Raw genomic sequence first — 20,355 nt, 5'->3', positions numbered from 1 at the left:
AGAAATACACTGCACAAGTTGTGCCAAAGTTTTGTGTCGCATTCTGGGATGCCGCCAAGGTTGGCGGAACAAATCACTTGGAAATTTACGGGCCGATTCACATTTGTTGTGGCGGCGGTTTGTTAACCGGGAAAATGTGGCAGCCCGGGGCTGGTTAAGCCATTTCATTTCGGATTTATTGAAACCCGGAAGCGCGAGGGGCCGTTGTCTCTGACAGCGGCCCTTTGCTTTGGCCGCGCGTTGACCGCCCCCCTCAACACAGACATGGCCAAGCCTGACCGTCTTGCCGCTCTTGAACGTCTTCGGTAAAGTTGCATCAGAGCTTAAGCAGATCCTTAGATTGCGTTCCCCGGTCGGGCGCCATGTTCGAAGATGCAGTGAAGTTTCGTCGGGAGTATGAGGAGTGCTGCAAGCAGGCAGCCTTGACCGACATGCCGTCGTCTAAAGCTCAGTGGCTTTTATTCGCCGACGAATGGCTAAAGCAGGCGCTGGCCGCTGAGGCTCTGGGAAAACGCAAGGCGCCGGAAGCTGTCGCGGCCAAGTAGGCCGCTCGGCGGGCCAACCCCGATCTTGGTCCCCGACCCGTGTTTAGCATTGATCTGCATCAAGCCGAGGTGGACCGGCAGCATCAATAAGCACTAGGACGCTCCGCCCACAAGGTGAACGTCTGGGCGGGTGGTATCGACCGGGCCCTAAGCCGCAGGTGCCGCCCGCTGCCTCCAAGGCCGGAATGTTGAGGTTCTTAACTCTCCAAATGGGTGAGACCCCCAGCGTGCCCTTGGAGGGCGCTGGAGACGCATATGATCCACGGGCGCTGACCGGGTGCTAAGCTCCGCCCGAAGGTTACGCCACTTGCCGGACTGATCGCCGCCCTGCAAGCCTTGCTCGCCGATCTGCCGGCACCGCAACCGGAACTGAAAACCGACAGTTGCCAGAGCAACGACTAAGACCGATTGTTCCGCGAGCCCCGAAAGGTTCGCCCATGTCCCCCCGCAAGCATCTCGCCGCCCGCCACCCCGGCGGTCGCATCAAGACGCCCGCCCGCGATCCCGAGCTGCTCGCGCCCGCCGAGCTGCACCGCCTGCTCGATGCCGCCCGATGCGGCCTGCGCGATGCGACATGGGGGACCATGTTGGGGCGCCTGCTGCTCAGCGGCAAGATCACGGCCACGGAGGCGTCTGCGGGCCGGCGCTGGGCCGCGCTGGTCGAGAACTACGCCACCGCTTGTCAGGCGCCACGGCCGCCGCAAAGCGCCTCGCTCGACAAGATGGGCGGCACCCCGGTGGATCCCGACAGCGTCGCCGGACGAAAGCAGGCGAAGATCCACGAGCGCGATACCGCGCGCTGGCTGGAGGGCCGCAACGCGCTCAAGAACGCCGGCCGCGACGCCGAGCACGCGGTGGCCCAATGCATCCAAGACTACGTCCCGACCGGATTCGCGGAGCTCCAAGCATTGCGCGCGGGGTTGTCGGCGCTGGCGGCATGCTTCGCGGCCAAGCGAAAGGCGCCCGCGCGCTGTTCGTGATAGGCTTCAACCCGGTCGCGCACAGGGAGAATACCGATGCCGCAGGTCTATATGAAAGGCACGTTCGTTACCGGCGCCGCGTACCCGGCCGACGACGAACGTCGCAGCCGAATTCAAAAGGGCATGCGCCTGACTTCGAGTCCTATCGTCAAGCGTCACGTGCACGACGTCCCGACCGGCTCAGCGCTCGAACTGGCCATCAGCGAGATCGCCGGCCGCTTGCGCACCGCGCGCCTCAATCTCGAAACCGGCAAGGCCAAGCGGAAATGATCGGCCGCGAGCTCAAACTGAAGCACGCGCAACTGATGCTGCGGCACCGCGTCAAGCCGGTCGAGCGCGCGGCCTTGCCGCTGCTCCCGGCCACGTCCAGTCCGCAGCTCATCGAAGGCATCGCTTCGTCGAGTTCAATCGACACGCAGCGGATGGCCTTCGTCAAAAATTCTTTGAGTTGGGCCGACCTCGAAACGATTCCGCTAACGCTCAATCACGACAGCTCCAAGGTCGTTGGTCGCTTGCTGACATTGGGCTACGCCTCCGATGGCACGCTGCGCGTTCGCTGCGAAGTTCGCGACGAAATCGCGCGGCGCCAACCGGCGTTCTCGATCTCCGCAACGGTTATCGCCAGCACGCTGCACAACGAGGACAGTCCCACCGGCTTCTACTTCACCATCGAGGCCGCGAGGCTCACCGAGCTTACGCTTACGACTCGTCATTCCTGCCCCGACGCGCTCGTTCTCAGTCGTCGTGATGTCGGCGCCTCCGCTGCATCGTTCGACGATATCATCGCGCGCGTGCGGCGGATGCAGCGGCATCTTGAAACGTTTGCGGTCACGCCACCGCCACCGCCATCGTCACCGCCGCAATTCGCAATCGGTGCCGCTCCTGCCCACATCATGAGCCGGCTTCCCATCGCAGCGTTGAAGCCGCACCGCTCGGAGTTCGCCCGTCTGGTCGCAACGTTGCCGGTTGGAGACGCGCGATGAATCCCGCCGAGATCCGCCGTATCCGGAATCGCAGCGTGCATTTTCTCTCCGAGGAAGTCGCACAGTACGCCGGCATGACGCTCGACCAGTTGAAGCAGCTCTCCATCGGTCACTACACCCCGAGCGACGACCAACTCCGGCAACTGGCGCGACGCATGCGCCTCGATGAAAGGACCGCATCATGAGCCTGTTCAGCAAGACACCGGACGTTCCCCCGCCCAATGGCGTCGACGTGCTGCGCGCCCGCCTCAAGGCGTGGAGCGGCAAGCCGGGCGCGATCAATGCCGTCGTGCGCGACGTCGAGGGACTCGGACTGGCCAAGCTGCAGGACTTCATCGAAGGTCGATTCACGCCGTCCATCGAAGTTCTCCAGCAACTGACCAAGGCCGCCTTCAGCGGCTACGCCATCCTCGATGGGCAGACCTTGATGCTGCGCTCTGCTTACGAAGACCAGCCCCAGCGCAGCTTCACGCCGCCGGATCCGTTTCAGCCGGAGGCAAAGCAGATGCCGCGCTACGAACGCGGCCCGCAGCCGGCGAAGCCGAAACGGGTCGCGACCACGACCAAGCGCGATGGCTGGGCTGGGGAATTCTTCCGGACCAAGGTCGAGCCGCCTGCCGTTCGTGAAAAGCAGCGCGAGCGGTTCGTCCGGTTGCGTGAAGTTTGAGGTCACCTGTCACATATGGAGTTACACAACCGAAGGGTAACTGCCGATGATCCGTATTCTTATCTTTCTGCTGTTTTGTGCAGTTGCCCTTTGGTTCGTTGACATGCGCTTTTACAAAGGCCGCTACGGCAACCAAATTTGGCTAGAATTGAACCAGCAAGCGCAAAACGCCAATTACGAAATACGAAGGTGGACTAGATTCTAGGAAACACAGCCCGGCTGCGCCTTGGCACTTCTGTTGTTGGCCCCGTTTGAGACGCGCCCGCCTATCCTTGAGAATGTCCGTTCATCGGGGTAGACCGGAAATCGCCTTGCACCGGCCGAACCGACGCGAATGACCCGGAACAGACATTCGAAACGCTTGGTCCCGTCGTCGAAAATTGCCTACGCTGTGGAGGGGCATCGGGGCTGGGATTTCTACGCTAAAAAAATCGAGTGTTTAGGGCGCGCGTTCGCAGGAATATTGAGGAAGAGGAGAAATTGGCGGCGTAATCAAACCCGGAATCCACCTAGGCTTTGCCGCCAAACTGTCCCGGAAATCTGGACCACCTCAAGAGAAGCTGGCGGCGTGAGCAAAACTTCTATCCGACCTATTTTTTGATTAGGAGTGGTACATGTTTAAGGGCCTACTACGAGCATCAAAAGATCATTGGAAGTTTTCCGGATACTGGGCGGAGGTAATTATTTGTTATGGAAAACTCACTGGCTCGAACCTTGAACAACTCACTAACTCTTCGGAGGACCGAGATTTACTTAATCATTTCTGTCGTAGGGCCATGGATAAACGCATCCCCGCCGTATCCTGTGCGCAAATCATTATTGAATGCGGTTTCAACAACGCAAAGGGGCTAGATGATTTTCAGCTCGCGCTCAATGCTAAGCACGACCTCGACGAACTTGGCTTAGCTTTTGATGCCACCGAACAAAGCGAAGCAGAAAGTAGTCGGTCTGAATTAAGCGAATTCTTCAAGGCGATTGGAATTGATTTTATGCAGCTCCATCCCATTGTTCATAACGTTCTTATTCGAGAAGCGATAATGAGCGGGGCTGAGGCAACTGTAGAAGAGTTCATTTCCGCGGCCCAGCCACTAGAGCAACGAAACATCACGGCGGAAGAAAAAGCGAACTTGTTAATAGAAATTTATGAGGGGCGGGCCAAAGAATTAACACGCGCGAAGCGCGAAGGAAAACGACAATATAAAATCTCGAATAAGGTTCGAGCGACGCTAGTCCAAAGCCCACCAGAGCTTCCTTCCGAAGAAAGACAGCAGCCGCGGTCCATAAAAATCGCAAAACTAGATAGTGAAGGAAAAAAGGCCTTACTTCATGAGATGAGCGATACACTGTTATCTTTCATGCTTTGGCAGGACAGTGAGCTGGATAAGATTTATGCAGAACGTGATCTGAGCGAATTTGAATCGAAGGAACTAGTCTTTCTTTATGATGCAACGAGAGCTCTCTACCAAGATAAGGCCAAGGAATATGCGCTTGTAGCGGACGATTTTTCAATTCTGTTCGTCCATGTAGCGTTTGAGTTTTGTGACTCTAAGGACGTCGAGCCCGAAGAGAAAGATTCAATTTCTTTGTACCATAATGTGCGCGGCTTTTGCGAAGAGAATGACAGCTTCCTTTCAGCAGCTGATGCTTTGCGTGATTATGTTGCGCATGGTGAACGAGCAGAGTTTTGCCAAGCTCTTGCGAGGTGCTTTGAATAACTGATGTCTGATTGCACCACACCGGCGATGAAGTTCTCGCCACATCCTGTCAGGTGCCTCCTGCGCTACTTGCAACTGCCGACGAGATGATTGAATAATTCGGTTCCGCATACTTCCGCTCTTGGCCCATTGCATCAATTGGCGCGGTGCAGTGAAATGTCCGGAGTTCGGCGCACACCTGAAGTCACCGGCTGAAGGCGAAGCGATGCGTGCCTTTGCTGGCACCGCTGATGGGTTGCACGGTCGTCGCAACTTGGTACTACTGCAACTTAGTAGGCGGTGGTGACGCTTTCTTGACGGGAGCGGATTTTGCGGGCCGCGCATCGCGCTGTTCTCTCGCCTGAGATGGCGCTTCTGCCGGAGCGGCTGTTCGGGTGGCAGCTGACATTTCCTTAGACCAATCACTGGGGATATCGTCGGCGATCTTCTTCAGCACGCGCACGAACATTTCATCGCGCTTCTCTAGACGCGCCTGATCCATCGACTGTCCCACGGAATTAATGTCGCCACCCGAGTCTATCGCGTCCTTCTTCTGAAACTGGTACTTCAGCTCAGCCATGCGGGCGAGATCTTTAAGAGACTCTAGGTCGGAAACAAACCGATGTTCGCGGAACGCTGGAGCCAATTTCCTTTCGAGGCGCTCCAAGGTTGCCCTGTCCTCGTAAGGCATGCGCCCGCGATCAATCGCCCCATCGGGTCCTTTCGGACTTCGTTTCTGTATCGCCGTAAGCTGGCTGACATCATTGTTCACGTCCATGCGGCCTAACTTCTCAAGGCTCTCCCGCTCAACCGTATGGAGCGCCACCTCGATTGAGCAGTCGGAAGCAGCCGGCGTGCTCAGGCTATCCTTACGCTCGTTGGCTTGGTCCACCATTCGCAGCACCACAAGCAAACCGAAATAATATGACAGTGGGTCTTTCTCGGTGGGCTCGCGCCCGTTCACATACAGACCGTTGGCGACATCGAACGTCTGCTTGATGACCTTCAAGTCCCGCTGATACGCAGATTCAATGAGGCTTTGAAGCATCACAGCCGACTGACGCTGCGTGAGGCGGCTGAATTCGTCCGCCTCGGCAAGGGTGAGCTGCTCTCCGAGCGGCTTTTTGGGATCTTTCCCTTTGTCGTTAAGGGCTCGGAGCCTGTCGAGCACTTTGAGGCTCTGTTTTGCGCGGTCGCCGTCCGACTGGATCGAAGCGAAAAGCTTGTCGCCAACCGCCGACTCTACGGTGCAGGCTTCGGCTGTGGTCACGGCCAAGGCGGCGCAAAGGGATGCTGCTAGAATTCGCATGAATACTCGGATCTTTTCTTCAACGGCTGTTGTCTGGCTTCGTTGGCGTCTCGAAATAATCTTTCAAACCGGAAAGAAGGCCACCAGCCGGCAATGGAGGCGGCTTGAGCGTGTGAAGAGCATTCGATAGATAGTCAGCCAAGCGGTGATACATGAGCATCTTCAAGAACGGCTCAATTTCCGACGGAAGCGTACTCACCAAACCCGTTATGATCTCAACGATCTTCGCATTGTGTTGCTGTTCTTCGGTGAGGATTTCGACTAAAGATCGGTGCATGTTTTTGACGTTGTGTGCGTATCGATTCCTGATCCGAGACACGCCTTCAATAAAGCGTACCTGATCTTCGGTGAGCAGACCGAGACTTTTTGCAAGTGCTAACTTGCCCACGCGTCCTGAAATTGTCAGCCCGGCGACAAACCCTTGAAAATCGTTGTTCGGCTGAGCAACCGCTGGCGCTCCGAAGATCGATCTCGGCGGACGTGCGGAAATAAGATCATTCAGCATTGGCTCAATCACGGCATATGTCTTCACCGTGGCGATGAAATCCGGGTCGGTTTTGATTGATGAAATGGTGCCCTTTGGAATCTCCAGATATTCCTCGGCGGCAGCGACACTTTCATTCACGCGTTCTATGTATTTGGGCCACCACACCTCGAAGGGTTCATGGGGTGGAACGGCTTGCTTGGGCTTGTCCGGTATAGACATAGGCGTGCTTTCGAAAGCCGAACAATGCTATTGTCGTTTTACGCAGGCATTGACTGCGTAGGCGCATTGCTCTCCAGCAGTCAAAAGTCCCCCTGTGGGTCCGGCATAATTGACGGTGGCGACTTGCCCACCAGCGAACACGATGTTGATGTTACAGAAGCGACTGCTCGCAACGGCCGAGCCACCGTATCGACCGTAGCTGGCATCAACGACCGTCATGCCGTTGCCAGAATTAAATCCCCATACTTCAGTTACGCCTTCGGCAGCCTTGCTTGCCGGCGCACCCATACAGGCAAGCACCTGTTCTTTGGACATCCCGACCATTTGGGTGCGGGCATCTTGAGCAATTTCAGCGCGCTGAAACGCACAGCCGCCCAAAACAAAGCCGAGCACGGCTAATCCCATCGTTCGCATTTAGTGATTTCCCCCGCCCGAGCACATCCAAGCGCAACCATCGGTCGAGATCAACAGAATAGGTGTTAATACTTGTGGCGAAGTCGACTGAACGGGCGGTTGGTTTTTGGCCAAGGCGGCCTACGCTCCGCGAGCGGGCTTTTGCTTTGCGCGGGGACGCTATTCGAATCTGTTTCAGGGTCGGGGAGAGCCTCTTGCGAACAACCGCCTCGATGTGGTCGCGCCATTCCGCGTCTGGTTGTTGCTCACGCCACGAACCAGCCTTGGAAGATCGAGCTGTTGAACAGCGCCACCGTGAACGCCAGAGCGAGCAGCCGAAGCAGGATGTTCATGGCCTTACACGCTTCGTTCCGGCCGGCCGATTCCACTCCGGCCCGAGCTGCTCGCGCAGCGAGGCGTTCTCCTCCTCCAGTTCGGCGACACGAGCCTTGAGTTGGGCGACCTCCGCAACAGCGGCGTGGTGCTCTTCGGCGACCTCGCGCAGCGCGTCATCCTTTGAAGGCTTGGCCGGCTTCAGTGGCTTGATCTTGGTCGCCGCCTCGAACTTGCGCAGAACCGTGGTCGGATGGTTGAGCTTCATCCGCTCGGTGCGGGTCAACGTCGCACGCCAAGCCTCGATGTCGGGCCGCAGCTCCATCACCTTGAACAGCTTGGCCCGATCCGAGGGATCCATGTCGTCGAACTTGTTCTCGATCAGCCACAGATTGAAGGCGCCGGCGTAACCCTTGCCTTCCGGGCGGTTGGTGCCGGCGTCATACATCGCGATCTCGCGGCCTTCGGTCAAAGCCTCGCCGGTCGACATCCAGTCTTCCCATGACTTGTCTTTCTTGAGTCGTGCCCACGCCGCCTTACCTTGCCGGATGATGCGGTCGCGCTCGTCGTTTTCTCTGGTATTCATCTTTGCTGTTGCTCCTTTTAAACAAGGTAAGCCAGCCGGTATGACTGGGACGGTCCCAGTCATAACACATAATTATTGGCTGTACATCGTTATTTTGGCGACGACGATCCCAGTTATGGGTCGGGTGGTTCCAAATTCCCCGTCAACGGGGAATTTCAAATTGTGCGTCAGCGCACGATTTCGATTTCCAGCGTCAGCTCCCGCATCAACCGCTGCACTTCGCGCTCACGTTCGCGGGGATCCAGCAACTGCAGCGCCGCGAGATATGGCCGGCGCAGATATTGCAGCGTGTCGGCGTCGAGCTCGCCGGGCTCCAGCCGGCTGATGTGCGGCGGCAGTGGTGGTGCCTGCGAGTCCCGCTCGGCATCTTCGACGGCCCATTGCTCGCGCAGGATCTTGCGCGCTGCGGCGCGGGCGGCTCCTTCGAATTCAGAAGGCGCGTCCCTCTCCGCCGCCTTCACCGCTCTGTTCATCTCGGTGTCGCGGTTGGATTCCTGCTCATACGTTCGTGCTCCGTGGCGGAATTGACGTTTGGTCGGAGCCTTGTCGGTCATTGCAGACGATCTTCAGACGCCGAGTCGATCAGGCCGAGCTTGTTCATCCACAGCATGGCATCGCCGATCTCGATGGCGTCGCCTTCGTAGTTCTCCATGATGAAACTGAACGCCCACAGCATCGCTGTGGCCATCTCGGTGCGGTTCTCGCTGGAGTCCGGTGACAGCTTTAGCGCCGCCTTGGCGTTTTTCAGACCGTTGGTCTGCTTGCGTGCGATCACGTCTGCCGGGATCTTCGTTTCGATGAAACCGATCATGGTGCGCAGGCCATTGACGAGCCGTCGTGCTTCTGAGTGCGGAATGAGGTAGCGCGGCATCTCTGATTTCATATGATCACTCCGTCATTTATTTGAACCGCTTTCGTGGCCCGCGACCTTGTCGATGCAAGCCGCCGTGCCGCACCATCTCGATCCACGCCTCGCGCTTGGCTTCGTGCTCGCGGAACGCGGATTCCGGAATCCGATCCCAGCCGCCATACTGCTCGACCAGCGCCTCCAGCGACGGCGGCTCGGTCCAGTTCGGGGGCTTCGGGAGATCGTCGTCTGAAGACATGGATCATCGCTTTCTCCCCTCCCGAGAACACGCGCACAGCGACGCAACCCGCCCCGGTCAAGAGAGGATTGCGCCGCCTATCCCTCGCGCGCGCCGTGCAGCGCGACATCGAGGTGAACGAAAATGTTGTGAGCTGATGACCGGGGCTCTGGGTCCGATCAGAAATCTGTTCGTGCGCTTTGTAAATTACGCAGCCATTGCGTAATTGAGCGTTCATTGAAGCAAAAAGCTGAAATCCGCGAAAGGGATCCCAAGATTTTGTTGAGGTCGTCGGGTGTGGAAATTATTTGATCGCGTTTGGGATGTGGCGTCCGGACTGGATTCACGAGATCAAGCATGACGGCTATCGGCTCATCGTCGAGCGCGAGGACAAGCGCGTCCGGCTGTTCACCCGCAACGGCCACGTTCGATCAATACTACGGCTTTGACGCGGCAGAGCCGGGAACAGGGCTTACTACAGTATTATGAAACGACCCGACCCTCCATATGCCGTCGTCCTTGACGAAGACACGGAGACTTAACTCCCGCTGTGATGGCAAGCCCTGTCCATCAGGCGATAGGAGTCCACTTAGTTCGTTGGTCACATGGGCAAGCGCCACGTCGGGTCTAATAAATCTAATCTTCACGTCTTCTGTTTTCAGCGTCGCGGCCTTGCCCCTAGTCTCAAAGATCCGGCGGAGCCCCTTTTCAGCCGCGTCTTTGCCAATGCCCATCTCACCCCTTGCGCTCACAAAATCGGCGTCGGTTTTGTACATGCGAGTTGATGCTTCTGCGTCATGACTGTTGAAGCCGGCGGTCATCTCACCAATGACCTTCTTGATGGCAATTTCATCGTCGGCTGTACCGAGACCTTGAGCAACGCAGACGGTCGCCAAGCCAACAATCATCGAGGCGAAAACCATTTTGGCGAAAAACATGGAATGACCCTTCCCGCTGAACTTAGGCCCCACCTTTCTATTGGACCATCACCCGGAATCTATCCACATTTAACTCCTCCCTGATGACCGCTATCGAGGCAGGCTGCCTGCGGCTGATGACCGCATTGCGCACGCTGGTCAGCCGCCACGTCAGCATGGTTGCAGCACGTTGCGCACGCCCCCCATCTAGCCGAAGGTGATCTTGCGGGTAGGAGGCCGCAGCGAGCAATCGGCCGGCATCCGGCGTTCAGCCGGGTGATGGAGGCGCTTGGTTAGCTTCGCATAAGAGGGATATCCGTAAGGCTAACTCCGACAAGCATGATTGATGTACCCATATCCGTACGACACCTGCGGGCTGCGGCTGCCGAGTTGGTAGATGCCAAGGCTTCGCCTCACGTTGTCGGTCCCGTTCCAGTTGTAAGACAGGGTGCTCAATGGACTGCCTTCTACAAATTGTTGCGCAGCCTTTACTTCATCGGGCGGCCCCAGCTCCCTCGTCCGCTGGCCGGCCAAATTAGCAAATTCATGCAGATTACTGTCGTACGACTTCGTTATTGCGCTTAGGACACTACCGCAAAAGGAGATGCTAGGGCCGTCCTTCCTTAGGATGTAGGAGGTCCAGTTCGAATTGGACCCACTCTTGATCGGGTTGCCAAACGTGTAACCTTTCTCTCCTGCCGCTTTCAAAACTTGTTCGGTCGTCATACCCAAACGAAATCCCTCGATCTCGTTCGCGTTGCTGGTATTGCAGAGCGCGAGAGCCAAAAGGGCGATGCAAATTGACGTTCTCATAGATGCCCCCACTGCGAAGCGGGAGCTTCGCGCAGCAGACGGATGGCGTCAAACACCTGTATAGTCAAGATTGCGCAGCCTTGCTGGAAGCAGCGGTTGTGTTCATTTGCTTTAGCGAGAACCCATCTTCGCCGGCTGGTGATCCGGCCGGATCTCGGCGCCGCGCTTGCCGCAGTTCGAGCATACGAAGCGCGGCTCGACATCGGACAGGCGGACATGGTCGGGCCAGCGGTCGGCGTTGAGCTCGACATGGTGGCCGCAACGGTGGCGGCAATAGATCAGGACGCCGCGCACGCCCATTTCCCGCATCTCGCCGAAGGTGATCTTGACGGGGTAGCTCGTTATAGGCATTTTCGTCGTGACCTTGCCGATTAGCACGCGCGTCTACTACGCTTCACGAATGGGGGACAAAAGCAAAAAGCGAACTCGACTTGATGATGCCAAAACGGCCTACCATGTCGTGGATGCTCTGCATCAGGTGAGCCAACTTCGGCGCAGTTGGAATGATCTCAAAGCGGCGCTCTTTGAATTCCTGATCTTTGCCACGGCAGCGGGAGTGGCCTTGCTCGCGGGATGGTTGATGTAGCGCCCAGAACTTCTGCAAGAGGGACGCAGGACAAAGCGGAGCCCCCTGTTATGATAGCTGAAAGTGACACTGACGGGACACCGGGAGAAATGGCCACTCGCAAACTATTGATCTGGAAGGCTTAATCCGTTTTCCACAAATCATTCCCTCTCCCCTTGTGGGAGAAGGTGGCGCGAAGCGCCGGATGAGGGGTATCTCTCCGCGCATATCGATGCATATGAATGCGCCGAGAGATACCCCTCACCCCAATGAGTTTGTATCTTCCTGCGGTGATGCCCTCTCCCACAAGGGGAGAGGGCGCAGTCATGCGCATCGTGCTCTGGTCCAGGCGACAACGGAAAAGGCAGCTATACAATCCTTCAATACCTGATCGTGCCAGACGGTCAGAGCCGTCGCGCGGAATAATCGCTAGGGTCCGCTCGAATTTCACGGAGACCTCGCGGTGCACAGCCCTCAACCGAATCCTGAAACGCGCAGCAGCGACGACTGGCCGTCCGAGCTCTATCGTATCCTCAAAGCCGCCGACGTCAGGCAGATGTCCTACGTGCCGGATGCCGGCCACAGCCAGCTCATCCGCATGTTCTCGGCCGACCGCGACGTCACCACCAACGTGCTGACGACCGAGGAGGAGGGCATCGCCATCGCCGCCGGCGCCTGGCTCGGCGGTCAGCGCAGCGTGCTGCTGATGCAGTCGAGCGGCGTCGGCAATTGCATCAACATGCTGTCGCTGTCGGCGATCGGGCGCTTTCCGCTGCTGATGCTGGTGACCATGCGCGGCGAATGGGCCGAATTCAATCCGTGGCAGGTGCCGATGAGCCGGGCGACGCAGCCGTCGCTGGAAGCGATCGGCCTGAAAGTGATGCGCGCGGAGACGGCGGAGGATCTGGTCGAGACCGTCGAATCGGCGGCATCGCTCGCCTACGAGTCCGATCAGCAGATTGCGGTCCTGATCGGGCAGCGCCTGATCGGCAAGAAGAAGTGGTGATGCCGATGCAAGCTCAACTCGATCGTCGCGCCGCTGTCGCCGCGCTCCTGAAGGACCGCAAGGACACGCTGGTCGTCTCCGGTCTCGGCTCGCCCACCTACGACCTGCATTCCGTGGGGGATCACGACGGCAATTTTTATCTCTGGGGCGCAATGGGTGGTGCCGCGTTGATCGCGCTTGGGCTCGCGCAGGCGCAGCCGGGCAAGCGCGTCCTTGCGTTGACGGGCGATGGCGAGCAGTTGATGGGTCTCGGCGGCATCGCCACCATCGGCGTCGCGCGTCCGCGCAATCTCGACATCGTCGTGATCGACAATCAGCATTTTGGCGAGACCGGCATGCAGGCGAGCCACACCGGCCGCGGCGTCGATCTCACGGCAATTGCCGCCGCCTGCGGCTTCGCCGCGACCGGGACCGTGCGGACGCTCGAGGAGGTGCAGCGCCTCGCCGCGCAGATCGCCGGACCGGCCGACGGCCCGCGGCTTTTTGTCATCAAGGTTCTGGCGGAAAATCCGCCGCGCTCGCTGCCCTCGCGCGATGCCGTCTTTATCAAGAACCGGTTCCGTGCTCATCTCGGCTTCGCGGCGGCTTGAACCGGGGTCCTCTCCGGGATAGCTCGCTGCCCAAGCAGCTATCCTGGAGTGAGACCCATGAAACTATCCGGCAAGGTCGCCGTCATCACCGGCGCAGCGCGCGGCATCGGCAAGGCGTGCGCAAAGCGGTTCCTCGACGACGGCGTCAAGGTCGTCATCTCGGACGTCGATACGGATGAGCTCGAGAAGACGGTCAACGAGCTGGGCAAGCCCAAGGAATTGTATGCCGTGCCATGTCACGTCGCGCGGCGTGCGGACGTCGATCGCGCGGTGGCGACCGCGGTCAGGGAATTCGGCCGGCTCGACATCATGGTCAACAATGCCGGCGTCGCCCGCAACCGCGACATCCTGGAGATTTCGGAAGAGGAATTCGACGAAATCATCGGCATCAATCTGAAGGGCGCGTTCTTCGGCGTCCAGGCGGCGGCCAAGCAGATGATCGCGCAGGGCGGCGGCGGGGTCATCATCAACATGTCCTCGGTGAACGCGCTGCTGGCGATCCCGACGCTTGCGACCTACGCCATCTCCAAGGGCGGCATGAAGCAGCTGACCTCGGTCGCCGCCGTCGCGCTCGCTCCGCACAACATCCGCGTCGTGGCGGTCGGGCCGGGCACGATTTTGACCGACATGGTGGCGTCGTCCATCTACACCTCGGAGGATGCCCGCAAGACGGTGATGTCACGCACGCCGGCGGGTCGCGGCGGTGAGCCGAGCGAGGTGGCCTCCGTCGTGGCGTTCCTGGCGAGTGATGATGCGTCTTACATCACCGGGCAGACGATCTATCCGGATGGCGGGCGGTTGATCCTGAACTACACGGTGCCGGTGAAGGAGAAGTAGGGCTTCAAGACTTCACCGCGCCCGACGTCATGCCGTCGATGAACTGACGCTGCAGCAGCACGAAGATCGCAACGATCGGCAGCACGATGGTGACGGCTGCGGCCAGCATCTCGCCCCAGTCGGTCGAATACTGGCCGGTCAGATTGTAGAAGCGCACGATCGCGGTGACGTTGCTGTCGTTCTGCAGGAACGTCACGGCGATGACGAACTCGTTCCAGGCGTTCAGCCCGACGATGATGGCGACCGTGAGCAGCCCGGGCCGCATCATCGGCAGGATCACGTACCAGAAGGTCTGCCACGGCTTTGCGCCGTCAACTTGGGCTGCTTCCTCGAGCGCGACGGGAATCGCGAGCGCGTAGGTGCGCAAGAGGAAAATCGCAAACGGCGAGAACATCGCCGTGTAGATCAGCGCCACCGCGGGGATCGAATTGACCAGCCCGAGCTTCGCGAAGATGAAGTAGAGCGGGTAGAGATAGAGCTGCACGGGCACGGTGATCGTGGCCATGAAGTAGAAGGTGATGAAGCGCCAGAATTTTCCCTTCTGCCGCGCAAGCACATAGGCGCAGGGCGTCGCGGTGACGCACACCATCAGAATGGTCAGGATCGCGACTTCGGCACTGTGCAGCAGGCTCGGGCCGAGTTGGGCGTTGCGCCAGGCGGAGGAAAAATTCTCCCAGTGCAACTGGGTCGGCAGCGCGAGCGGATTGCTGCCGATCTCGACCGTCGTCTTCAGTGCGTTCATCACGGCGAGCACGATCGGCAGCAGCGAGCTGAACGATGCGATGCCGATCAGCCCGAGGCTGAATGTCCTGCTCCAGCGATCCCCGATCATGTCGATTGCGCGTCGTCGGTGATCTGGAGCCAGAGATAGACGGCGGTGGCACACAGGCCGAACAGGCTCATGACGCAGGCGGCGGCTGCAGCCTGGCCGACGTCGCCTTCGAAGAAGGCGTGGCGGTAGGCAAACGTCGCCAGCACCTCGCTGCCATAGGCGGGGCCGCCGCGGGTGACGATGAAGATGAATTCGAAGACCTGGAACGACCAGATCACGGTCAGGATCAGCATCAAGGTCAGGGTCGGGCGGATGCCCGGGATCAGAACGTAGCGGAACAAAGCAAAGAAGCCGGCTCCGTCGAGCCGCGCGGCTTCGATCTGGTCGATGCTGATCTGCCGCATCGCCGACAGGAACACGACCGCGAGAAATCCCCACCAGTGCCAGATGTCGACCGCGGCCACAGCATAGAGCGAGCGGTCGGGATCGGCGAGGGGATCGGAGATCGAAAAGCCGTGCTCGTTCAACCAGGCGACGACGCCGGTCGCGGGGCTGAAGATCATGCCCTGAAAGATGCGGCCCGTGACTGCGACAGCGATGATGCGCGGCAGGAAGATGATGGACTGGACCACGATGCGCGCCTTCGGCGCCATCAGCAGCGCGGCTGCCATCACGAGCGCGAGGCAGACCGGCACGGTGAGGAAGATCGCCGTCCAGATGAAGTTATTTGTCAGCGCCGACCAGAACACGGGATCGGCGAACATGTTCTGGAAGTTGGCCAGTCCCGCCCACGCCGGCTTTCCGACACCGTCCCACATGAAGAACGCCGCCGTGAATGTCAGCACGGCGGGAACCAGGATGATGCAGACGTTAATCAGGAGCGCTGGAAGCGCGAAGAGCCACATCGTGCGTCAGGCCGTCCGCGGCGGCAGCGGCGGCACCTTGCCTTCCTTTGCTTCCTGGCTGAAGAGCGTCTGCATCCGCGTGAGGTAAGCGTCCGGCGTAATCTTGTTGAGCCAGACCTGCTCGATGCCTTCGATCAGATAGGAGTTGGTGGCGCCGGGCCAGAACGTCCAGGTGGTGAAGCCGTACTGCCCCTTGCTGAACGCTTCGTGCAGATTCGCGATCGTCTTCTCGAATAGGGGATAGCCGATGCCCTGGAGCATGTCCGGCGGCAGGTCCTTCACCGGGAGTGCCCATTTGCCGGGCCAGTCGCGGTTCATGGTCTCGTAGAACTTGCGCGTCAGCATGAACTCGAACACTGCGGCTGCGCCTTCCGCATTCTGCGAGTTCTTGGCGATCGACAGCGTCGCGCCGCAGGCGAGATGTACCAGTGATCCCGTGAAGGCCGAGCCGAGGGTCGGCGTCGGCATGACGTCCATCACGGTATCGGGCTTCGACATGCCGTAGGATTTGGTGCCGAACGACCAGGTGCCGCTGAACGCCATCGCCGCCTTGGCGTTGACGACCTGGAGGAAGCTCTGCTCGATGGTCAGCGAGAAATAGTTCTTGCCGAAATAGCCCTTGTTGTACCACGCCTTTGACAGTTCGACCGCCTCGACGAACGGCGGCGCGGTCCAGGGCAGTTCGCCGGCAAGTGCCTTGCGCACGTTGTCGGGGCCAGCGACGTTGTTGAAGAACACCGTCATCAGCCACTCGTTCACGCCCTTCCAGTCGGCATTGCCGGCGCCGAAGGGGATGATGCCTTTGGCGAGCGCTGCGTCTGCGATCGCCTCCATCTCCTGCCGGTTGGTCGGCTGCTTCCAGCCGTTCTGCTTGAACAGCTCCTTGTTATAGAACAGGTGCATCGACTCGTAGTCGCGCGGCAGCGCGTAGAGCTTGCCGCCGTAGACGCTGGTGTTGAGCAGCGGTGCCAGGAAGCGATCCTTCCACTTGTACTTCTCGGCGAAATCGTCGAGCGGCAGCACCTGGCCGGCATTCGCGATCGCGGTGAGATAGGCGGGACCCGCTGTCTGCACGATGTCCGGGCCGTTACCGGCGACGAGTGCGACCTTCAGGAGGTTGTTGACGGCGGCGCCCTTCACCTCGAGCTGGAGCAGATATTTGTCCTGCGAGGCGTTGAACGCCTCGACCAAATCGTTGCGCAGCGCGGCCTGGCCGTCCGAATTCGCCTGGCCGAACCAGAAAGTCACGACCTTGCGCCCGTCCTCGGCGCGAACGTCGCGCGGCAAGCTAACGGCAAGCGCGGCAGCGGGGATGGCGGCAACAAGCTGGCGTCGGGTCATGGTCATGGCGATGAACCTCGGTTTCCTCAGGTCATTGGCGGTGATTGTTGATTTTCCTTTAGTAATACGTATAACTAAGCCAAATGGCGACGTCAACAACGAGGACGAAGCGGGGGAAGGGGCGCGACAAACAGGCGCCAGCCCGCCCCACGCAGAAGGATATCGCGCTCGCGGCCGGTGTTTCGCAGGCCGCGGTGTCGCTTGTCCTGAACAAGACGGAGACGCCGTCCGTTCCGCCTGCGACGCGCACGCGCATTCTTCAGGTCGCACAGGAGCTGGGTTATCAGCCGAACCATCCGGCGCGGATGCTGCGCAGCGCGCGGACCATGACGTTTGCCTGTGTCATTCCAGATATCACCAATCCGTTCTATCCAGGCCTCGTCCGGGGATTGCAGACGGTCGCGGCGCCGGCTGGCTATGACGTCCTGATCTTCGACACCGACGGGCGGCCGGAAGGCGAGGCCCGCGCCATCGACTGGCTGCTCCAGGGACGGGCCGACGGCGTCGTCGCAACGTTCTTTCATCTGCGGGCGCCCCAGCTCGCCGTGCTCGCGCGTAAGGGCATCCCGCTGGTGCGGCTGGAGAGCCAGCACAAGCCGGACGGACCGCTCGCGATCGACAGCGTCTATATCGACAATGCCGAAGCGGCCGCGGAAATGACGCGACTTCTGATTGCGCGCGGGCATCGGCGCATTGCCATGATCCAGGCCGAGTTCGGCCCGAGTCAGCGGCGCGCGCAGGGTTACGGCGCGGTGATGCGGGAAGCAGGACTTGCGCCAGATTTCATTACCGATAGCGCCTATTCCGAGGAATCCGGCGCGCGTGCGATGAAGCGGCTGCTCGAAAGAAAGGGCGATCGCCCGACCGCCGTGTTCGGCGCGAGCGACGTGCTGGCGCTCGGTGCGATGGAGGCGGCGCGTGCAGCCGGGCTCTCGATCCCCAGCGACATTGCAATCGCCGGCTTCGACGATATCCCGGTCGCAAAGCTGCTCGGGCTCACCACGGTGCGGCAACCGGAGTTCGATCTCGGCGCGCTTGCGGCGGAGACGCTGGTCAAGCGGTTGCAACCGGGCGGGCTCGCGGCGCCGGGCCAGAGCCATGAATTGAAATTCGAGATCATGAAGCGCTCGTCGGTCTGACCCGCGGGCCAAGCAATTGGATATGGGAGTGAACTCGTGACAGCTATTCCTCATGACTACGCGGAGCGGGTCTATGCCGGCGTGCTTGGCAAGCTCATCGGTGTCTACCTCGGCCGGCCCTTCGAGGGCTGGACCTATGAGCGTATCATGAAGGAGCTCGGGCCGATCAACTACTATGTCAACGAGCGTCGTGACGTCGCGTTGCGATCCCATCATCTCGTCGTCACCGACGACGACGTCTCCGGCACGTTTGCGTTTCCCCGCGCGCTTGCCGACAATGGCTATCCGAAGCGTCTCACCTCGAGGCAGATCGGGCAAGCCTGGCTGAACTACATCGTCGAGGAGCGCGCCATCCTGTGGTGGGGTGGCATCGGCAATTCCACCGAGCACACCGCCTATCTGCGGCTGAAGTCCGGTATCCCGGCGCCGCAGAGCGGCTCGATTGCGCTGAACGGCACGACCGTAGCCGAGCAGATCGGTGCGCAAATCTTCATCGACGGCTGGGCGATGGTGAGCCCGGGTAATCCGGAGCAGGCCGCTTATCTGGCCGAGCAGGCCGGGCGCGTGAGCCATGATGGTGAATCCGTGCATGCCGCAAAACTGCTCGCGGCGATGGAGGCGCTGGCCTTCGTCGAGCACGACGTGCAGAAGCTGATCGATGTCGGGCTCGGCTTCGTGCCGAAGGACGCGCTGATCCGGCGCGTCGTCAACGACGTCCGGGAATGGCACGCCGGCGACAACGGCAACGACTGGGAACGGACCCGTGCGCTGATCGCCGAACGTTACGGCTACGACAAATTCCTCGGCAATTGCCATGTCGTGCCCAACCACGCGCTGATCATTCTGGCGACGCTCTACGGCGGGAACAGCTTTCAGGAGGCGATGCGCATCGCCAACACGGCCGGCTGGGATACCGACTGCAATGCCGGCAATGTCGGCTGCCTGTTCGGCATCCGCACCGGACTTGCCGGCCTCGACGCCGGGCCGGACTTCCGCACCCCCATCGCCGACCGCATGTACATCTCGACGGCCGATGGTGGCGCTGCGATCTCCGACGCCGTGATCGAGACGCAGTCGCTGGTCGCGGCCGGGCTTGCGCTCGCCGGTGCGCCGGCGCTGGCGGTCGCCAAGGACGGCGCGCGCTTCAACTTCAACTTTCCGGGCAGCCTGCAGGGCTTCCACGTGAAGGGCGGCTCGCCCGCACGGCTCCACGAGGTCGAGCTCAGCAATGTCGCCGGCCACAGCCGCACTGGGGAGCGGAGTCTGGCGATCGACTTCCGCCGTCTGGCGCCCGGACGCGTGGCACGCGTTGCGAGCCCCACCTTCTTCGACAAGGAGGTGTTTACGATGCCGACCTACCAGCTTGTGGCCTGTCCGACGCTGTATTCGGGGCAACGGGTGGAGTGCCGGATTGAATCGGAAGCGGATAGCGGCACCGTGGCGGTGCGACTGTTTTCCAGCGTCTATGACGAGCACGACGAGCTGATCCAGATCTACGGCGATGCGCAGGAACTGACCGGCGGCTGTCACGCCGTGCTGAGCTGGGAGGTGCCGGAGACCCATGCCTATCCGATCTTCGAGATCGGGGTGGAGATCGAAACGCGCGATCCGCTCGGCGTCGATGGCACGCTCTATCTCGACTATCTGACCTGGGGTGGCGCGCCTGACACCGTGCTGAAACGGCCGGACAACAATCTGAGCACGATGTGGAAGCACGCCTGGGTCAACAATGTCAGCCAGTTCCAGACCCGCTGGGAGGGCCTGCGCGTTACCAATGGCGACGGGCTTGGCTTCATCGCGCAAGGTACGCGCGACTGGAAGGATTATCGCGTAACGTCCGAGATCATGCCGCTGCTGGCGAACGCCTGGGGCCTCGCGGCGCGGGTGCAGGGACGCGAGCGCTATTACGCGCTGATGTTCGACCGTGCCGAGGGCGGCCGCGTCCGTTTGGTCAAGCGCGTGCATGACGAACTCGTGCTCGCCAGCGAACGCTTCGACTGGCAGCTCGACCGGAGATATCGGATTGAGCTGCGCGTGGCCGGAACCGACATCGAAGCCCATGTCGATGGTAAAAAACTCTTCAGCGTTCAGGACACGGGCGATCTCCCATTGACCAGCGGCGCCGTCGCGCTCGTCGTCGACAGCGGATCGATCTCCGCGGAGGAGGTGCGCGTGTCGCCGGCCTAACA

At 60.1% G+C, this 20,355-nt stretch carries 25 protein-coding genes; 12 read left to right on the top strand and 13 right to left on the bottom strand.

Annotation, left to right across the window (positions count from 1 at the left end; genetic code table 11):
* Window positions 1–362: 362 nt before the first annotated feature.
* From AB7245_RS36320 to AB7245_RS36290, 7 genes are all read left to right on the top strand, one after another.
* Entirely contained in the window at window positions 363–545 is a 183-nt protein-coding gene (locus tag AB7245_RS36320; protein ID WP_439035512.1) for a hypothetical protein, read from the top strand.
* Window positions 546–982: 437 nt separating this feature from the next.
* On the top strand, window positions 983–1,525 hold the full coding sequence (locus AB7245_RS36315; protein ID WP_439035511.1) for a hypothetical protein: 543 nt from the start codon (window positions 983–985) through the stop codon (window positions 1,523–1,525).
* A 36-nt stretch (window positions 1,526–1,561) separates the two neighbouring features.
* Window positions 1,562–1,795 (top strand): hypothetical protein, encoded by a 234-nt coding sequence (locus AB7245_RS36310; RefSeq protein ID WP_439035510.1) that lies wholly within the window; start codon window positions 1,562–1,564, stop codon window positions 1,793–1,795.
* Window positions 1,792–2,508: a hypothetical protein gene (locus AB7245_RS36305; protein WP_439035509.1), complete on the top strand. Its 717-nt coding sequence runs from the start codon at window positions 1,792–1,794 to the stop codon at window positions 2,506–2,508. Before AB7245_RS36310 ends, AB7245_RS36305 begins: the two co-directional genes overlap by 4 nt.
* Window positions 2,505–2,693: a hypothetical protein gene (locus AB7245_RS36300; protein ID WP_439035508.1), complete on the top strand. Its 189-nt coding sequence runs from the start codon at window positions 2,505–2,507 to the stop codon at window positions 2,691–2,693. The genes AB7245_RS36305 and AB7245_RS36300 overlap by 4 nt, the downstream gene beginning before the upstream one ends.
* On the top strand, window positions 2,690–3,175 hold the full coding sequence (locus AB7245_RS36295) for a hypothetical protein (RefSeq protein ID WP_439035507.1): 486 nt from the start codon (window positions 2,690–2,692) through the stop codon (window positions 3,173–3,175). Before AB7245_RS36300 ends, AB7245_RS36295 begins: the two co-directional genes overlap by 4 nt.
* 614 nt (window positions 3,176–3,789) lie before the next feature.
* Window positions 3,790–4,890, top strand: a complete 1,101-nt coding sequence (locus AB7245_RS36290) for a hypothetical protein (RefSeq protein ID WP_439035506.1) — start codon at window positions 3,790–3,792, stop codon at window positions 4,888–4,890.
* A gap of 259 nt (window positions 4,891–5,149) precedes the next feature.
* On the opposite strand, the gene AB7245_RS36285 is transcribed toward AB7245_RS36290, so the two are convergent.
* The 10 genes from AB7245_RS36285 to AB7245_RS36240 form a co-directional block, all read right to left on the bottom strand.
* Window positions 5,150–6,178, bottom strand: coding sequence for a hypothetical protein (locus tag AB7245_RS36285; protein WP_439035505.1), 1,029 nt, complete (start codon window positions 6,176–6,178; stop codon window positions 5,150–5,152).
* Between the two features lie 19 nt (window positions 6,179–6,197).
* The gene (locus AB7245_RS36280; protein ID WP_439035504.1) at window positions 6,198–6,884 is read right to left on the bottom strand and encodes a hypothetical protein; all 687 of its coding nucleotides are present in this window, start codon (window positions 6,882–6,884) and stop codon (window positions 6,198–6,200) included.
* A gap of 27 nt (window positions 6,885–6,911) precedes the next feature.
* Complete coding sequence (locus tag AB7245_RS36275; protein WP_439035503.1) at window positions 6,912–7,298, bottom strand: hypothetical protein; 387 nt, start codon at window positions 7,296–7,298, stop codon at window positions 6,912–6,914.
* Between the two features lie 328 nt (window positions 7,299–7,626).
* Window positions 7,627–8,196, bottom strand: coding sequence for a hypothetical protein (locus AB7245_RS36270; protein ID WP_439035502.1), 570 nt, complete (start codon window positions 8,194–8,196; stop codon window positions 7,627–7,629).
* 167 nt (window positions 8,197–8,363) lie between these two features.
* On the bottom strand, window positions 8,364–8,750 hold the full coding sequence (locus AB7245_RS36265; RefSeq protein ID WP_439035501.1) for a hypothetical protein: 387 nt from the start codon (window positions 8,748–8,750) through the stop codon (window positions 8,364–8,366).
* Complete coding sequence (locus AB7245_RS36260; RefSeq protein ID WP_439035500.1) at window positions 8,747–9,067, bottom strand: hypothetical protein; 321 nt, start codon at window positions 9,065–9,067, stop codon at window positions 8,747–8,749. Before AB7245_RS36260 ends, AB7245_RS36265 begins: the two co-directional genes overlap by 4 nt.
* 28 nt (window positions 9,068–9,095) lie before the next feature.
* Window positions 9,096–9,302 carry a hypothetical protein gene (locus AB7245_RS36255; protein ID WP_439035499.1) on the bottom strand — a complete coding sequence of 69 codons (207 nt, stop codon included), beginning with the start codon at window positions 9,300–9,302 and terminating at the stop codon, window positions 9,096–9,098.
* Window positions 9,303–9,718: 416 nt separating this feature from the next.
* Window positions 9,719–10,219 (bottom strand): SgcJ/EcaC family oxidoreductase, encoded by a 501-nt coding sequence (locus AB7245_RS36250; protein ID WP_439035498.1) that lies wholly within the window; start codon window positions 10,217–10,219, stop codon window positions 9,719–9,721.
* Window positions 10,220–11,122: 903 nt separating this feature from the next.
* Window positions 11,123–11,362 (bottom strand): hypothetical protein, encoded by a 240-nt coding sequence (locus AB7245_RS36245; protein ID WP_439035497.1) that lies wholly within the window; start codon window positions 11,360–11,362, stop codon window positions 11,123–11,125.
* A 43-nt stretch (window positions 11,363–11,405) separates the two neighbouring features.
* A complete protein-coding gene (locus AB7245_RS36240) occupies window positions 11,406–11,615 on the bottom strand; it encodes a hypothetical protein (protein ID WP_439035496.1) in 210 nt (69 codons plus the stop codon).
* Between the two features lie 424 nt (window positions 11,616–12,039).
* Here AB7245_RS36240 and AB7245_RS36235 point away from each other — a divergent pair, with 424 nt between their 5' ends.
* Genes AB7245_RS36235 through AB7245_RS36225 form a run of 3 tightly spaced genes read left to right on the top strand, consistent with a single transcriptional unit; the run spans window position 12,040 to window position 14,009 of the window.
* Window positions 12,040–12,582: a thiamine pyrophosphate-binding protein gene (locus tag AB7245_RS36235; protein ID WP_063981353.1), complete on the top strand. Its 543-nt coding sequence runs from the start codon at window positions 12,040–12,042 to the stop codon at window positions 12,580–12,582.
* Window positions 12,582–13,172 carry a thiamine pyrophosphate-dependent enzyme gene (locus AB7245_RS36230; protein ID WP_071910051.1) on the top strand — a complete coding sequence of 197 codons (591 nt, stop codon included), beginning with the start codon at window positions 12,582–12,584 and terminating at the stop codon, window positions 13,170–13,172. Before AB7245_RS36235 ends, AB7245_RS36230 begins: the two co-directional genes overlap by 1 nt.
* Before the next feature lie 57 nt (window positions 13,173–13,229).
* Window positions 13,230–14,009: an SDR family NAD(P)-dependent oxidoreductase gene (locus AB7245_RS36225; protein WP_038934859.1), complete on the top strand. Its 780-nt coding sequence runs from the start codon at window positions 13,230–13,232 to the stop codon at window positions 14,007–14,009.
* Between the two features lie 4 nt (window positions 14,010–14,013).
* Here AB7245_RS36225 and AB7245_RS36220 read toward each other — a convergent pair whose 3' ends face one another.
* Genes AB7245_RS36220 through AB7245_RS36210 form a run of 3 tightly spaced genes read right to left on the bottom strand, consistent with a single transcriptional unit; the run spans window position 14,014 to window position 17,033 of the window.
* A complete protein-coding gene (locus tag AB7245_RS36220) occupies window positions 14,014–14,841 on the bottom strand; it encodes a carbohydrate ABC transporter permease (protein WP_081369148.1) in 828 nt (275 codons plus the stop codon).
* Window positions 14,838–15,686, bottom strand: coding sequence for a carbohydrate ABC transporter permease (locus tag AB7245_RS36215; protein WP_085405270.1), 849 nt, complete (start codon window positions 15,684–15,686; stop codon window positions 14,838–14,840). Before AB7245_RS36215 ends, AB7245_RS36220 begins: the two co-directional genes overlap by 4 nt.
* Before the next feature lie 6 nt (window positions 15,687–15,692).
* Window positions 15,693–17,033: an ABC transporter substrate-binding protein gene (locus tag AB7245_RS36210; protein WP_063981357.1), complete on the bottom strand. Its 1,341-nt coding sequence runs from the start codon at window positions 17,031–17,033 to the stop codon at window positions 15,693–15,695.
* 77 nt (window positions 17,034–17,110) lie between these two features.
* Between AB7245_RS36210 and AB7245_RS36205 the strand changes: the two genes are divergently transcribed.
* Together AB7245_RS36205 and AB7245_RS36200 are read left to right on the top strand one after the other, a co-directional pair.
* Window positions 17,111–18,166: a LacI family DNA-binding transcriptional regulator gene (locus tag AB7245_RS36205; protein WP_085405269.1), complete on the top strand. Its 1,056-nt coding sequence runs from the start codon at window positions 17,111–17,113 to the stop codon at window positions 18,164–18,166.
* A 36-nt stretch (window positions 18,167–18,202) separates the two neighbouring features.
* On the top strand, window positions 18,203–20,353 hold the full coding sequence (locus tag AB7245_RS36200) for an ADP-ribosylglycohydrolase family protein (protein WP_135214841.1): 2,151 nt from the start codon (window positions 18,203–18,205) through the stop codon (window positions 20,351–20,353).
* Window positions 20,354–20,355 lie beyond the last annotated feature (2 nt).

The sequence above is a fragment of the Bradyrhizobium sp. 604_D8_N2_3 genome (assembly GCF_051810765.1).
Classification (GTDB): domain Bacteria; phylum Pseudomonadota; class Alphaproteobacteria; order Rhizobiales; family Xanthobacteraceae; genus Bradyrhizobium; species Bradyrhizobium barranii.
Note: the sequence above shows the minus strand (reverse complement) of the source record. Positions and strands in the feature narration are given on the sequence as shown.